13 protein-coding genes are annotated in these 13745 nt (G+C 61.9%); 2 read left to right on the forward strand and 11 right to left on the reverse strand.

Annotation, left to right across the window (positions count from 1 at the left end; translation table 11 throughout):
* Positions 1–67: 67 nt before the first annotated feature.
* From ntrC to dusB, 3 genes are read right to left on the reverse strand one after another with little or no spacing between them, the layout of a single operon-like run.
* On the reverse strand, positions 68–1528 hold the full coding sequence (gene ntrC, locus NKH98_RS14500; protein WP_254817199.1) for a nitrogen regulation protein NR(I): 1461 nt from the start codon (positions 1526–1528) through the stop codon (positions 68–70).
* Complete coding sequence (locus NKH98_RS14505) at positions 1525–2667, reverse strand: two-component system sensor histidine kinase NtrB (protein ID WP_023675075.1); 1143 nt, start codon at positions 2665–2667, stop codon at positions 1525–1527. Before NKH98_RS14505 ends, ntrC begins: the two co-directional genes overlap by 4 nt.
* The gene (dusB, locus tag NKH98_RS14510) at positions 2664–3692 is read right to left on the reverse strand and encodes a tRNA dihydrouridine synthase DusB (protein WP_352899356.1); all 1029 of its coding nucleotides are present in this window, start codon (positions 3690–3692) and stop codon (positions 2664–2666) included. The genes NKH98_RS14505 and dusB overlap by 4 nt, the downstream gene beginning before the upstream one ends.
* A 181-nt stretch (positions 3693–3873) precedes the next feature.
* On the opposite strand from dusB, the gene NKH98_RS14515 reads away from it, so the two are divergent.
* Together NKH98_RS14515 and NKH98_RS14520 are read left to right on the forward strand one after the other, a co-directional pair.
* Positions 3874–5094: a bifunctional 2-C-methyl-D-erythritol 4-phosphate cytidylyltransferase/2-C-methyl-D-erythritol 2,4-cyclodiphosphate synthase gene (locus NKH98_RS14515; RefSeq protein ID WP_352899359.1), complete on the forward strand. Its 1221-nt coding sequence runs from the start codon at positions 3874–3876 to the stop codon at positions 5092–5094.
* A complete protein-coding gene (locus tag NKH98_RS14520) occupies positions 5091–5600 on the forward strand; it encodes a CinA family protein (protein ID WP_352899362.1) in 510 nt (169 codons plus the stop codon). Before NKH98_RS14515 ends, NKH98_RS14520 begins: the two co-directional genes overlap by 4 nt.
* Here the strand turns inward: NKH98_RS14520 and NKH98_RS14525 are convergent.
* The 8 genes from NKH98_RS14525 to pdhA all read right to left on the reverse strand — a co-directional run bounded on the left by NKH98_RS14525 (position 5576) and on the right by pdhA (position 13541).
* Positions 5576–6037: a type II toxin-antitoxin system RatA family toxin gene (locus tag NKH98_RS14525; RefSeq protein ID WP_352801522.1), complete on the reverse strand. Its 462-nt coding sequence runs from the start codon at positions 6035–6037 to the stop codon at positions 5576–5578. The genes NKH98_RS14520 and NKH98_RS14525 overlap by 25 nt on opposite strands.
* Positions 6038–6049: 12 nt before the next feature.
* On the reverse strand, positions 6050–7015 hold the full coding sequence (gene lipA, locus NKH98_RS14530; protein WP_352899366.1) for a lipoyl synthase: 966 nt from the start codon (positions 7013–7015) through the stop codon (positions 6050–6052).
* A 137-nt stretch (positions 7016–7152) separates the two neighbouring features.
* Positions 7153–7410 carry a GlsB/YeaQ/YmgE family stress response membrane protein gene (locus tag NKH98_RS14535; RefSeq protein ID WP_023675081.1) on the reverse strand — a complete coding sequence of 86 codons (258 nt, stop codon included), beginning with the start codon at positions 7408–7410 and terminating at the stop codon, positions 7153–7155.
* A 98-nt stretch (positions 7411–7508) separates the two neighbouring features.
* A complete protein-coding gene (lpdA, locus tag NKH98_RS14540) occupies positions 7509–8954 on the reverse strand; it encodes a dihydrolipoyl dehydrogenase (protein ID WP_352899369.1) in 1446 nt (481 codons plus the stop codon).
* 11 nt (positions 8955–8965) lie between these two features.
* Complete coding sequence (locus NKH98_RS14545; protein ID WP_352899371.1) at positions 8966–9604, reverse strand: SGNH/GDSL hydrolase family protein; 639 nt, start codon at positions 9602–9604, stop codon at positions 8966–8968.
* A 137-nt stretch (positions 9605–9741) separates the two neighbouring features.
* Positions 9742–11115 carry a pyruvate dehydrogenase complex dihydrolipoamide acetyltransferase gene (locus tag NKH98_RS14550; RefSeq protein ID WP_352899374.1) on the reverse strand — a complete coding sequence of 458 codons (1374 nt, stop codon included), beginning with the start codon at positions 11113–11115 and terminating at the stop codon, positions 9742–9744.
* Between the two features lie 17 nt (positions 11116–11132).
* Positions 11133–12536 carry a pyruvate dehydrogenase complex E1 component subunit beta gene (locus NKH98_RS14555; protein WP_352898819.1) on the reverse strand — a complete coding sequence of 468 codons (1404 nt, stop codon included), beginning with the start codon at positions 12534–12536 and terminating at the stop codon, positions 11133–11135.
* A gap of 15 nt (positions 12537–12551) precedes the next feature.
* Positions 12552–13541 (reverse strand): pyruvate dehydrogenase (acetyl-transferring) E1 component subunit alpha, encoded by a 990-nt coding sequence (pdhA, locus tag NKH98_RS14560; RefSeq protein WP_352898914.1) that lies wholly within the window; start codon positions 13539–13541, stop codon positions 12552–12554.
* Positions 13542–13745: the final 204 nt, after the last annotated feature.

Consider the following 13745-nt stretch of genomic DNA (forward strand, 5'->3'; position numbering starts at 1 on the left):
CAAGTGTGGCCGAGACGGAAATCTTTCGGCAATCGATCCCCTGGAAAGCGCTCGTAAAGGGATTCGTCTAGACCTGCCTGGACGATTTGTAGACGTTGACGCCGAGTTCGCGAATCTTCTTGCGCAGCGTGTTGCGGTTGAGCCCCAGCAATTCGGCAGCCTTGATCTGGTTACCGCGCGTTGCGGTCATCGAGGCGAGGACCAGCGGATATTCGACCTCGGAGAGGATTCGCTGATAGAGCCCGGCCGGGGGCAGGTCGCCGGCAAACGAGGCAAAATAGCGTTGCAGGAAATGCTCCACCGCCTGGCCGATGGAAAGGTCGTCGGGAATGAGGTTGCCGCCACCTGGAACGACAGGCCTTTCGCCGGTCTTCAACTCCGCCTCGATGATCTCGGCGGAAATCTCGTCCTGCGAATACAGTGCGGCCAGCCTGCGAATGAGGTTTTCGAGTTCGCGCACATTACCGGGCCATGGGTAGCGTTTCATCAGCTCGATGCCGCCGGTGGAAATGCGCTTTGTCTGCAGGCCTTCACTGACGCCGAGCTTGAAGAAGTGGCGGACGAGGTCCGGAATGTCCTCCGACCGCTCGCGCAGCGCCGGCAGCCTGAGCGGCACAACGTTCAAGCGGTAGAACAGGTCCTCGCGGAAAAGCCCCTGATTGATCAGTGTGCGCAGGTCCTTGTTGGTGGCAGCGACGATGCGCACGTCGGTCTTGATTGGCGTGCGACCGCCGACCGTGGTGTATTCGCCCTGCTGCAACACACGCAGCAGCCGCGTCTGCGCTTCCATCGGCATATCACCGATCTCGTCGAGGAAGAGCGTGCCGCCTTCGGCCTGCTCGAAACGGCCGGTGGAGCGGTTCTGCGCGCCGGTAAAGGCGCCCTTCTCGTGCCCGAACAACTCCGATTCGATCAGGTCGCGCGGGATCGCCGCCATGTTGATGGCGACGAAGGGACCGCCTCGGCGGCGGCCGTATTCATGCAGCGCGCGCGCCACCAGTTCCTTGCCGGTACCCGACTCTCCGCTGATCATGACCGTCAGGTCGGTCTGCATCATGCGCGCCAGCATGCGGTAGATGTCCTGCATGGCCGCCGAGCGGCCGACCAGCGGCATCGTTTCCGGCGGCTCGTCGGCCCGCGTATCGATCTTCGGCCGCCGCGGCTCGGAAAGAGCGCGGTTGACGATGTTGAGCAGCTCGGTCAGATCGAACGGTTTCGGCAGATACTCGTAGGCCCCGGTTTCGGAAGCACGAATTGCTGTCATGAACGTGTTCTGCGCGCTCATGACGATGACCGGCAGTTCCGGTCGCGCCTTCTTGATGCGCGGCAGCATGTCGAAGGCGTTCTCGTCAGGCATGACAACGTCGGTGATAACCAGATCGCCCTCGCCCGCCGCAACCCAGCGCCACAGCGTCGAAGCGTTGGAGGTGACACGCACGTCGTGGCCGACGCGCGAAAGCGCCTGGTTGAGGACAGTGCGGATGGCCGCATCGTCGTCGGCGACGAGAATATTGCCGCGAACGGTCATTTGCGGTCTCCTTCACCGTCGTCGTCGGTGCCAAACTGGGTTTCTTTCCACGCCGGCATCAGGATGCGGAAAGTGGTGCCGCGCGGGGTCGATTCGCATTCAATGATGCCGCCATGCTCGCCGACGATCTTTGCGACCAGCGCCAGACCGAGACCGGAGCCGTTCGGCTTGGTGGTGATGAAAGGATCGAAGAGGATCGGCAGGATGTCTTCGGAAACACCCGAACCGTTGTCACGCACGCAGAATTCCAATGGCAGCGATACGCGGTCCTGGGTCCCGGGTACGGAAACACGGATGCCCGGACGGAAGGCGGTCGATAGCATGATCTCGCCCTGCGGATCACTGCCGATCGCCTCGGCGGCATTTTTTACCAGATTGAGAAACACCTGGATGAGCTGGTCGCGATTGGCAAAAACCGGAGGCAATGATGGATCATAGTCCTCCAATATCTTGATTCGCTTGGCAAAACCGTTCTTGGCGATTGCCTTGACATGGTCGAGCACGACATGAATGTTGACGGGATAGCGGTCGATCGGGCGCTCGTCGGAAAACACCTCCATGCGGTCGACCAGCGAGACAATGCGGTCGGTCTCGTCGGTGATCAGCCTGGTCAGTGCGCGATCCTCGTCGGACGCCGACAGCTCTAGCAACTGCGCAGCACCACGAATGCCGGACAGCGGGTTCTTGATCTCATGGGCAAGCATCGCGGCGAGGCCGGTGACCGAGCGTGCCGCACCGCGATGCGTCATCTGCCGGTCGATCTTGTCGGCCATTGAGCGTTCCTGGAACATCACCACGACCGAGCCTGGAAATTCCGTCACCGGTGCGACGTAGAGGTCGACCACCTTCTCGATGCCGAGACGTGGCGACGACACGTCGACCCGGTATTCGTTGACCGGCGCCCGGCGCTCGCGCACCTGGTCGACAAGCGTCAGCAGCGGGCTGCCGAAAGGAATGAGCTTGTGCAGCGTGTTGCGGGCGAGCATCGTGGCGCTCGACCGGAAAAAATCCTCGGCATCGGCATTGGCGAAGGTGATGAAACCTTGCGGATCGACCATGATTACCGGCCGGCGAATGGTGTTGAGCACAATATGCGCGGCGTCCGCCATATCCGTGCTCTGTGTGACGGTGGCGTTCATGCCGCACTCCGCAGGTTCGCCGCTTCGGGAGCGGTTGAAAACATGTCGCGCAGCAACGCAATGACACGCCCAGGCTCGAAAGACGTGAGTATGGTCTTGCGCCGGTCGTCGCTTGTGCCGCCGGCGTGGCGGTCGAGATACCAGCCGAGATGCTTGCGCGCCTGGCGCACTCCGCTTTCCACGCCATAGAGCGCCAGCATGTCTTCGTAATGGGCAATGACGTAGTCGGCCAGCGCTTGCGGGCTTTCCGGCATGCTGGATACCGGCTCGGCCAGCGCGGCCGCTACAATGCTGCCGGCCGTCCACGGCGCGCCATAGTGCGCGCGGCCGACCATCACCGCGTCGGCGCCAGACTGCTCGAGGATCGACGCGGCCTCTGCCGGCGAGCCGACATCGCCATTGGCAACGACCGGGATCGAGACCGCCTGCTTGACGCGTGCGATGGCACGCCAGTCGGCCTTGCCCTGATAGAACTGGCAACGCGTGCGGCCGTGCACCGTCACCATCTTCACCCCGGCCTGCTCGGCGCGTCGCGCCAGCATCGGCGCGTTGAGCGCGCCTTCGTCCCACCCGAGCCGCATCTTGACCGTGACTGGCACCGCGATCGCGCCGACTACCGCTTCGATCAGCGACAACGCGTGGTCGAGGTCTCGCATCAGTGCCGAACCGGCATAGCCGCCCGTCACCTTTTTGGCCGGACAGCCCATGTTGATGTCGATGATGTCGGCGCCTTCGCCGACCGCGATTCGCGCGCCTTCGGCCATGTGCATTGCCTCGTGGCCGGCAAGCTGGACCATGTGGACAGGCAGCCCGGAATGACGGATGCGCAGGCCGGAACCAGCCCTGCCCTTTGCAAGCTCACCGCTCGCCACCATTTCCGATACGACCAGCCCGGCGCCATGCGCATGCGCGCGTTGCCGGAACGGTTCGTCGGTAATGCCCGACATCGGCGCGAGAAACACGCGATTGCGGATTCTCACGCCACCCACATCTAGCGGCGAAGCCAATTTGGTCACATCAGGCATGCACAAAAACCAAGCACCTTCGGTTGCTGCACATTCTCTAGCCAGAACGACGGAGATGTGCAACGCGCAATGTCGTGACATTAAGGCGCATTTGGGAAAAAAACGGATCGCCGCACCGCATCAATCCTGCGTCTTTCAAAAGCGATACCACTTTTCGGGATCATGCGTTAAGCGTCTCGGCATGAGAGATGTGAGCGAAAAGCAAGCTGCGGACGACAAGGTCGCCGTGGTCATCGTTGCTGCCGGCCGCGGCGCGCGCGCCGGACAGGCCAATGGGCCGAAGCAGTACCAGCAAATTGGCGGCGGCGCCGTTATTGCACGCACGCTCGGTGCCTTTCTGACGCATCCGAAGATTGGACCTGTCGTCGTTGCTATTCATGCCGACGACGGCGCGCTTTTCCGCCGTGCGGCCGGTGCGAACGCCGACCGTGTCGTCGCTGTGACCGGCGGTACGTCACGGCAGGAGTCCGTCCGCCTTGGACTGCTGGCGTTGAGAAGCAATGCGCCGGGCCGGGTCCTGATCCATGATGCGGCCCGGCCGTTTGTCGATGCGGAACTGATAGACCGCACGATCGCCGCCATTGGCGAGCGCCAGGGGGCACTGCCTGCTTTGCCGGTTGCCGATACGCTCAAGCGCGAAACGGCCGAAGGCATGATCGGCGAAACCGTGTCCAGGGCCGGGCTTTATGCCGCACAGACACCGCAAGGCTTTCCGTTCTGGCCGATTCTGGCTGCGCACGAAAAGGCTCATCATCTGGGCAAAGCGGATTTCACCGACGATGCGGCAATCGCCGAATGGGCGCATATTCCGGTGAAGATCGTTCCTGGCTCGCCGGAGAACGTCAAACTGACCTGGGCACGGGATATTGCAATGGCGGATCAGCGGCTTTCTAGCGCCTCACGTTTTCCCGACATCCGAACGGGCAATGGCTATGACGTCCATGCGTTCGAGCCCGGCGACCATGTCACCCTGTGCGGCGTCGCCATTCCACACGACAGGAAATTGTCCGGCCATTCGGATGCCGATGTCGGTCTCCACGCCTTGACCGACGCCCTGCTCGCCACCTGCGGCGCCGGTGACATCGGTACGCATTTCCCGCCCTCCGACCCGCAGTGGAAAGGGGCCGCCTCACGCATCTTCGTCGAACACGCGGCCAAGCTGGTGCGCGCGCGCGGCGGGCGCATCGCCAACGCCGATATCACCCTGATCTGCGAGGCGCCGCGCGTCGGCCCGCATCGCGAGGCCATGACCGAAACGCTTTCCGCAATCCTGCGAATTTCGCTGGATCGCATTTCGATCAAGGCGACAACCAATGAAAAGCTCGGCTTCGTCGGCCGTGAGGAAGGCATAGCGGCCATCGCGACCGCCAGCGTCGTGTTTCCAGGGGATGTCCCCGAGTGAGCAATAGCGATCTCGCAGATGCCCTGCTTCAGGCCTGCCAGCAGCGCGGCATCACGCTGACGACGGCCGAGAGCTGCACCGGCGGCATGATCATCGCCTCCCTGACCGACATCGCCGGCTCTTCCGCGGTGGTCGATCGCGGCTTCATCACCTATTCCAACCAGGCCAAGACTGAGATGCTCGGCGTCTCGGCCGCTACGCTCGCGGCGCACGGCGCGGTCTCGCGCGAGACCGCGGTGGAGATGGCGGCCGGAGCCTTGGCCCATTCGCCGGCCGGGCTTGCACTGGCGGTAACTGGCATCGCCGGTCCGGCCGGCGGCTCGGCGGAAAAACCTGTCGGCCTGGTCTGGTTCGGCGTTGCCGTGGCTGGCCGGCCGGTAGTCAGCGAATGCCAGCTGTTCGCCGACAAGGGCCGAGATTTCATCCGCCGGGAGACGGTCCGGCATGCGCTTGAGCTGGGTCTGCGCGCGCTCGCTGCGGATCAGGCTGCCGATGGCGCGCCGTAGATGATTTCGGCCCTTTTCTCGAACGCCTCGGAGAACATGCGGAAGGCGCGGTCGAACATGGTTCCCATCAAGGCACCCAAAATGCGGCTCTTGAACTCGTAGTCGATAAAGAAGCAGACGTTGCAACCGCTGCCGTCGGCCGGGTCGAAGCGCCAGACATTGCTCAGATATTTGAAAGGGCCGTCAATGTATTTGACATCGATGGCGTTCTCGTCCGGCTTCAGCAGCACTTGCGTGGTAAAGGTCTCGCGGATCGCCTTGTAGCCGATGCTCATGTCGGCGATGAGCAAGGTGCGTCCGTCGCGTTCCTTGCGTGAGCGAACCGTCAGTGCCTCGCAAAGCGGCACGAATTGCGGATAGGATTCGACATCGGCGACCAGAGCGAACATCTGCTCCGGCGTATGCGCGACGCGGCGATGGGCTTCGAATTGTGGCATGAAACCAGTTTGCTAGGCGGACTTCCTGAGAAACGCTTCACGCGCCGCGCGTAGTCTGGCGAAATCGTCGCCGGCATGGTGCGACGAGCGCGTCAGCGGGCTTGATGCCATCAGCAGGAAGCCCTTGGTCTTGCCGATCGTCTCGAAGGACTTGAATTCCTCAGGCGTGACGAAGCGGATCACCGGATGGTGTTTCTTCGACGGCTGCAGATATTGGCCGATGGTCATGAAATCGACATTGGCCGAACGCAGATCGTCCATTAGTTGCAGGATTTCGTTCCGCTCCTCGCCAAGGCCAACCATGATGCCGGACTTGGTGAAGATCGAGGGGTCAAGCTCCTTGACCCGCTGCAAGAGCCTGATCGAGTGGAAATAGCGCGCGCCCGGCCGAACCGTCAGATAGTTAGACGGCACGGTCTCGAGATTATGGTTGAAAACATCCGGCTTGGCCGCCACGACGATCTCCAGCGCACCGTCCTTGCGCAGGAAATCGGGCGTCAGGATTTCGATCGTCGTCAACGGGGTTGCTGCCCTGATCGCACGGATGACATCGGCAAAATGCTGGGCCCCGCCATCGGCGAGATCGTCGCGATCGACGGAGGTGATGACGACATGGCTCAAGCCCATCTGCTTGACCGCATGCGCGACACGCGCCGGCTCGTCGGGATCGAGTGCGGTCGGGATGCCGGTGGCGACATTGCAAAAGGCGCAGGCCCGCGTGCAGATCTCGCCCATGATCATGAAGGTGGCGTGCTTCTTCTCCCAGCACTCGCCGATATTGGGGCAGCCCGCCTCTTCGCAAACCGTCACCAGCTTGTGAGACTTCACGATTTCGCGCGTCTCAGCATAGCCTTTCGACATCGGCGCCTTGACGCGGATCCAGTCAGGCTTGCGCAGTACGTCCTGATCCGGCTTGTGCGCCTTTTCGGGATGCCGCAGGCGCGGCGCATTGGCAATCGTGTCAAGGACGGTGACCATGTGAAACCCGGCTCATTGGCAAGCGCCTGTCCAGCGCTCGCTCTACCCACGTCATCTAGGACTTTTCGGCGAAAAGAAAAAGGCCGCGATCACGCATGCCGCGGTGGCCTTTTTCGCATAGCAAGTGCCGACAGAGGTTAGCGGCGCACCAGTCGTCCGACCGCAATCAGAATGCACGCGCCGATGAAGCCGGTGATCAGATAGGCGATCCAGCCGACGCCGAAGATGCCGATGTTCAGGGCCTGCAAGATGGCGTTCAACACGATTGCGCCGACAATGCCGAGAACGATGTTCATGAGGATGCCGGTATTGCTCTTCATGACCATCTCGGCGAGCCATCCCGCCAGGCCACCGATGATGATGGCTGCAACCCAGCCCACGCCGTTCATTTCCATATGCCCTCTCCTTGTATGATGGATGATGCCTGCGAAACGAATTGCTCTGCCGTCGAGTTCCTTTGTGTCTTCCCTGTGAGACTCGCCCAACCAATTTATCATGCATTCAGTGCGCGACCATAGGCGTCGAGTACACTCTCCTTCATCATCTCTGACAGCGTCGGGTGCGGGAAGATCGTGTGCATCAGCTCTTCCTCGGTGGTCTCCAGATTCATCGCCACGACGAAGCCTTGGATCAGTTCGGTTACTTCTGCGCCGACCATGTGGGCACCCAGCAACTGGCCGGTCTTCTTGTCGAAAATGGTCTTGACGAAGCCTTGGTCCTCGCCGAGCGCAATCGCTTTGCCGTTTGCCGCGAACTGAAAGCGGCCGACACGGATGTCCTTTCCGTCGGCTTTCGCTTTGGCTTCTGTCAGTCCGACCGAGGCGACTTGCGGATTGCAATAGGTGCAGCCTGGGATCTTCAGCTTGTCGGTGGCATGCACGCCGGGGAAATTGGCGATCTTTTCCACACAGACCACGCCCTCGTGCTCGGCCTTGTGGGCGAGCATCGGCGGTCCGGCGACGTCACCGATGGCATAGATGCCGGGCACGTTGGTCTTGCCGTAGCCATCGACGACGACGCAACCGCGTTCGGTCTTCACGCCGAGCGCCTCGAGCCCGAGATTCTCGATATTGCCCTGTACGCCGACGGCCGAGATCATACGGTCGGCGGTGATCTTCTCGACCTTGCCGTCCTTCATCTCGACATGCGCCGTGACCGAGTTAGTGCCCTTCTCGACTTTTGTCACCTTGGCTTCGAGGATGATCTTCATGCCCTGCTTCTCGAACTGCTTCTGCGCGAATTTCGAGACCTCGGCGTCCTCGACCGGCATCACAGCCGGCAGCAGTTCGACCACCGTCACCTCTGCGCCCATGGTGCGGTAGAATGAGGCGAACTCGATGCCGATGGCGCCCGAGCCCATCACCAGCAGCGATTTTGGCATCTCTTTCGGCACCATCGCCTCGAAATAGGTCCAGATCAACTTGCCGTCAGGCTCGATGCCGGGCAGCGCGCGCGGCCTGGCGCCGGTCGCCAGAATGATGTGTTTGGCGCTATAGGTGCCCTCGCCCTTGACGCCCTTGGGCGCCGGCGGCTGCGGCTCCATCGGCTTCTTCGACGATTTCGACACAACGATCTCGCCAGGTTTGGTCAGCTTGGCTTCGCCCCAGATGACGTCGACCTTGTTCTTCTTCATCAGGAAGCCGACGCCGCCGTTGAGCCGCAGCGAGACCTTTCGTGACCGATCGACGACGGCGGCTGTGTCGACGCTGACCTTGCCGTCGATCTTCAGGCCGTAGTCCTTCAGATGATCCGAATAGTGCATGATCTCGGCGGAGCGCAGCAGCGCCTTGGTCGGAATGCAACCCCAGTTCAGGCAGATGCCACCCAAGTGCTCGCGCTCGACGATCGCCGTCTTGAAGCCAAGCTGCGCCGAACGCACTGCAGTGACATAGCCGCCGGGGCCGGAGCCGATGATGATGACGTCGTAGTTCTCAGCCACGGCTTTCTCCTTCACAATTCCAACATGAGGCGCACGAGCGGCGCCAGCGCTTGCCCGACGTTCCGCGTGTTTTCGGCATCGAGATGGACGCCGTCGAGCGGCGTGGTTTTGGCCACCGTGCCGGCATCGAAGAAGCCACAGCCGGCCTCGTCGGCAAGGGCGGAATATTGCGGCGCCAGCCGCTTTGACGCGTCATCGCCGCCGGCGAACATTTCCTTGAACTCGGCGTTTTCCGTGCGGCTGACTACGGGCGGCGCGACGATCAGGATCTGCGGCGCCGGCCAATTGAACGGGTAATCGTGACCGCGCACGATATCGATCAGGCGTTGCATGCCTTGCTTGGCCGCGACCGGATTGCCGTGAATCCACGGCTTCATATCGTTGGCGCCGAGCATAATAATGATCAAGTCGATCGGTGCGTGCGTCGTCAGGATTGTTGGCAACAGCCTTGCGCCATTGCGGTCCGCCCCGGCCAAGTGATCGTCGAAGGCTGTGGTTCGGCCATTCAGGCCTTCGGCGATGACCTCGACGCCGCTGCCCAATGCTGCCTGCAGCACGCTCGGCCAGCGATCTTCCAGCGGGTGCCGGCCAAGGCCTGCCGCGTCATAGCCCCAGGTCAGCGAATCGCCATAGCAGAGGACCGTTTTCATGCGTTTTCCCCGCTCCAACAAAGACCTATCCGCAATCGCTACCGCCCGAACAGCCAATGTACGATAATCGTTTACGAGCCGGATTGGATGGAGGCGAAAAGGCTGGTGTAGAATTTCCGCACCGCCCTGTTCCCTGCTTAGACCAGCATGCCCATCGGATTTTCGATCATGCGTTTGAAGGCGACGAGCAACTCGGCGCCGAGCGCACCGTCGACTGCGCGGTGATCGGTCGACAGCGTCACCGACATGATTGTTGCGATCTTGATCTCGCCGTTCTTCACCACCGCGCGTTGCTCGCCGGCGCCGACCGCCAGGATCGTCGCATGCGGCGGGTTGATGACGGCAGAAAAATCCTTGACGCCGAACATGCCGAGATTGGACAACGCCGTGGTACCGCCCTGATATTCTTCCGGCTTCAGCTTGCGGCTGCGGGCGCGGCCGGCAAGATCCTTCATCTCGTTGGAGATGACGGACATCGTCTTTTCGTCAGCACGCCGGATGATGGGGGTGATCAGGCCGCCGGGGATCGACACGGCAACGCCGACATCGGCGTGCTTGTGCTTGATCATGGCGTTTTCTGTCCACGACGCATTGGCGTCCGGAACCGCCATCAGCGCCATGGCCAGAGCCTTGATGACCATGTCGTTGACCGACAGCTTGTAGGCCGGCGTTTCGCCCTTCTCGGTCTTCTTCATCGGGGCGGCCGCATTGATCTGTGTGCGCAGGGCCAGAAGTGCATCGAGTTCGCAGTCGAGCGTCAGATAGAAATGCGGAATGGTGGTCTTGGCCTCGACCAGCCGCCGCGCAATGGTCTTGCGCATATTGTCGTGCGGGATCAGCTCGTAGGAGCCTTCGGCAAACAGTTTGAGCACCTGCTCGTCCGGCATCGCCTTGGGTGCTGCGGCGGCAGGCGCCGCAGCACCAGCGGGGGCCGCTTTTGCTGGTGCCGCCTTGGCGCCGCCACTGGAAATCGCGGCATCGACGTCGGCCTTTACCACGCGGCCGTGAGGGCCGGAGCCGGTCAGCGCCGCGACATCTATACCGGCTTCGCTGGCAATGCGCCGGGCCAGCGGCGACGCGAAGATGCGCTCACCGTTTGCATGGCCGTTGGCGGCCGGCGCTGCTTCCGCCTTAGCTGCAGGTGCGGCAGGCTCCTGCTTCAGCGCTTCGGGCTTTGGTGTTTCAGCTTTGGAGGCGTCCGCTTTCGGAGCCTCAGCCTTTGCCGGCGCAGCGCCGTCACCGCTTTTCGCGGCGGCCGCCGCATCCTCCCCCTCAGCCGCCAGCACCGCGATCAGCGCATTGACCTTGACGCCTTCAGTGCCGGCCGGAACCACCAGCTTGGCAACCGTGCCTTCGTCGACGGCTTCGACTTCCATCGTTGCTTTGTCCGTTTCGATCTCGGCGATCACGTCGCCGGGCGAAACCTTGTCGCCCTCCTTGACCAGCCACTTGGAAAGGTTGCCCTCCTCCATTGTGGGCGACAGCGCCGGCATGGTGATGTTGATAGGCATTTTGTCCTCCGCCCTGCTCAGCGATACGTCACGGCTTTGACCGCCTCGACGACCTCGCCGACATTGGGCAGCGCCAGCTTTTCGAGGTTCGCCGCATAGGGCATCGGCACGTCCTTGCCGGCAATGGTGATGACCGGTGCGTCGAGGAAATCGAAGGCGCGCTGCGAGACCTGATTGGCGATATGGTCGCCGACCGAGTTCTGCGGAAAGCCTTCCTCGACCACCACCAGGCGATTGGTCTTTTTGACCGAAGCGATGATCGTGTCGAAGTCGAGCGGGCGGATGGTGCGCAAGTCGATTATCTCGGCATCGATGCCCATGCCACGCAACTCCGCCTCGGCCTTAATCGCGTAGGTCATGCCGATGCCGAACGAGACGATGGTCACGTCCTTGCCGGATTTGTGAATGCGCGCCTTGCCGATCGGCAGCACGAAATCGTCCATCTTCGGCACGTCGAAGGAGTGGCCGTAAAGGATTTCGTTCTCGAGGAAGATAACCGGGTTCGGGTCGCGGATCGCCGCCTTAAGCAGACCCTTGGCGTCGGCGGCGGTATAAGGCATCACCACCTTCAGGCCGGGAATATGGCTGTACCAGGCGGCATAGCATTGCGAATGCTGCGCGGCGACGCGGGCAGCCGCGCCGTTCGGGCCGCGAAAGACGATCGGGGCACCCATCTGGCCGCCAGACATGTAGAGCGTCTTGGCGGCAGAATTGATGATCTGGTCGATCGCCTGCATGGCGAAGTTGAAGGTCATGAATTCGACGATCGGCTTCAAGCCGGCCATCGCCGCGCCAACACCAACGCCGGCAAAGCCGTGCTCGGTGATCGGCGTGTCGACCACGCGCCGCGGACCGAATTCCTGCAACAGGCCTTGCGTGATCTTGTAGGCGCCCTGGTACTCGGCAACCTCCTCGCCCATGACAAAGACATCGCCGTCGCGGCGCATTTCCTCCGCCATTGCATCGCGCAAGGCTTCACGTACCGTGGTCGAGACCATTTCGGTGCCGGCCGGGACGTCGGGATCGGCGGCAATTTCCAGCTTGGGTGCGGCGGCAACAGGTGCTGCAGCTTCGCTCTTGGCCGGAGCAGCCGCGGGGGGCGGAGCAGCCGCGGGCGCTTCCGCTTGCGACTCAATGGCCTCCTCGCCGATACCTTCGCCTGCCTCGTCGACGTCTTCGCCATCGACGGCCAGCACAGCGATCAGTGTGTTGACTTTGACACCCTCGGTGCCGGCAGGAACCACGATCTTGGCAAGCGTGCCGTCGTCCACGGCTTCGACTTCCATCGTTGCCTTGTCGGTCTCAATCTCGGCAATGGCGTCACCGGCTACGACCTTGTCGCCCTCTTTCTTCAACCACTTGGAAACATTACCCTCTTCCATGGTCGGCGAGAGGGCGGGCATGAGAATTTCGATCGGCATGTCCTTGCCCTCTCGTTAAAGTACGATGTCGGTCCAGAGCTCGGACGGATCCGGCTCCGCGTCGTTCTGGGCAAATTCTGCGGCGTCGGCGACGACGTCGCGGACTTCCTTGTCGATGGCCTTGAGTTCGTCCTCGCTTGCCCATTTCTTGTCGAGCAGCCGCGCCTTGACCTGCTCGATCGGGTCACGTTCGGAGCGCATTTTCTGCACTTCTTCCTTGGAGCGGTATTTTGCCGGATCCGACATCGAATGGCCGCGGTAACGATAGGTCTGCATTTCAAGAATGAGCGGCCCGTTGCCTGCGCGGCACCATTCGGCGGCGAGGTCGCCGGCGGCCTTAACGGCGCGCACATCCATGCCGTCGACCTGGATGCCTGGAATCTTGAAGGAGGCGCCGCGGTGCGAGAAATCCGTCTCGGCCGAAGAGCGCGAGACCGAGGTGCCCATGGCGTAGCGGTTGTTCTCGATGATGTAGATCACCGGAAGCTTCCACAGCGAGGCCATGTTGAAGCTTTCGTAGACCTGGCCCTGGTTCGCTGCGCCATCGCCGAAATAGGTCAGCGTCACATTGTTGTTGCCGCGATAGCGGTTGGCGAAGGCAATGCCGGTGCCGAGCGACACTTGCGCGCCGACGATGCCGTGGCCGCCGTAAAAATGCTTCTCCTTGGAGAACATGTGCATGGAGCCGCCCTTGCCTCTCGACAGGCCGCTACGGCGCCCGGTCAGTTCGGCCATGACGCCGCGCGGTGACAACTCCATGGCCAGCATATGACCATGGTCGCGATAGGCGGTGATCATCTGGTCGCCATCGATCAGCGCCATCTTCATGCCGGTAACGACCGCTTCCTGGCCGATGTAGAGGTGGCAGAAACCGCCGATGAAGCCCATGCCGTAAAGCTGGCCGGCCTTTTCCTCGAAGCGGCGGATGAGCAGCATGTGCCGGTAGGCGGCAAGCTCCTGGTTTTTGGTGAATTCAACAGGCTTCGGGGTGGAAAGGCCCGGCATCTTGCCGTCTGATTTGGATTTGGCAGGCGCTTTTCTGGTGGCGGTGGCCATGCATCACTCCCTGTTGGCGTCTCTTGGCGGACAGCGAGGGAGATCAGTTCTCCCACCGATTTGAGGCAGGCTAACATGCAGGGAAGGCTTTCGCCATGCCGAAAACGCATGGCTGTCATGCATCTAAGCAATTAAAATCATTGCAAATATCGC

The sequence above is a fragment of the Mesorhizobium sp. M0833 genome, from assembly GCF_040319905.1.
GTDB lineage: Bacteria > Pseudomonadota > Alphaproteobacteria > Rhizobiales > Rhizobiaceae > Mesorhizobium.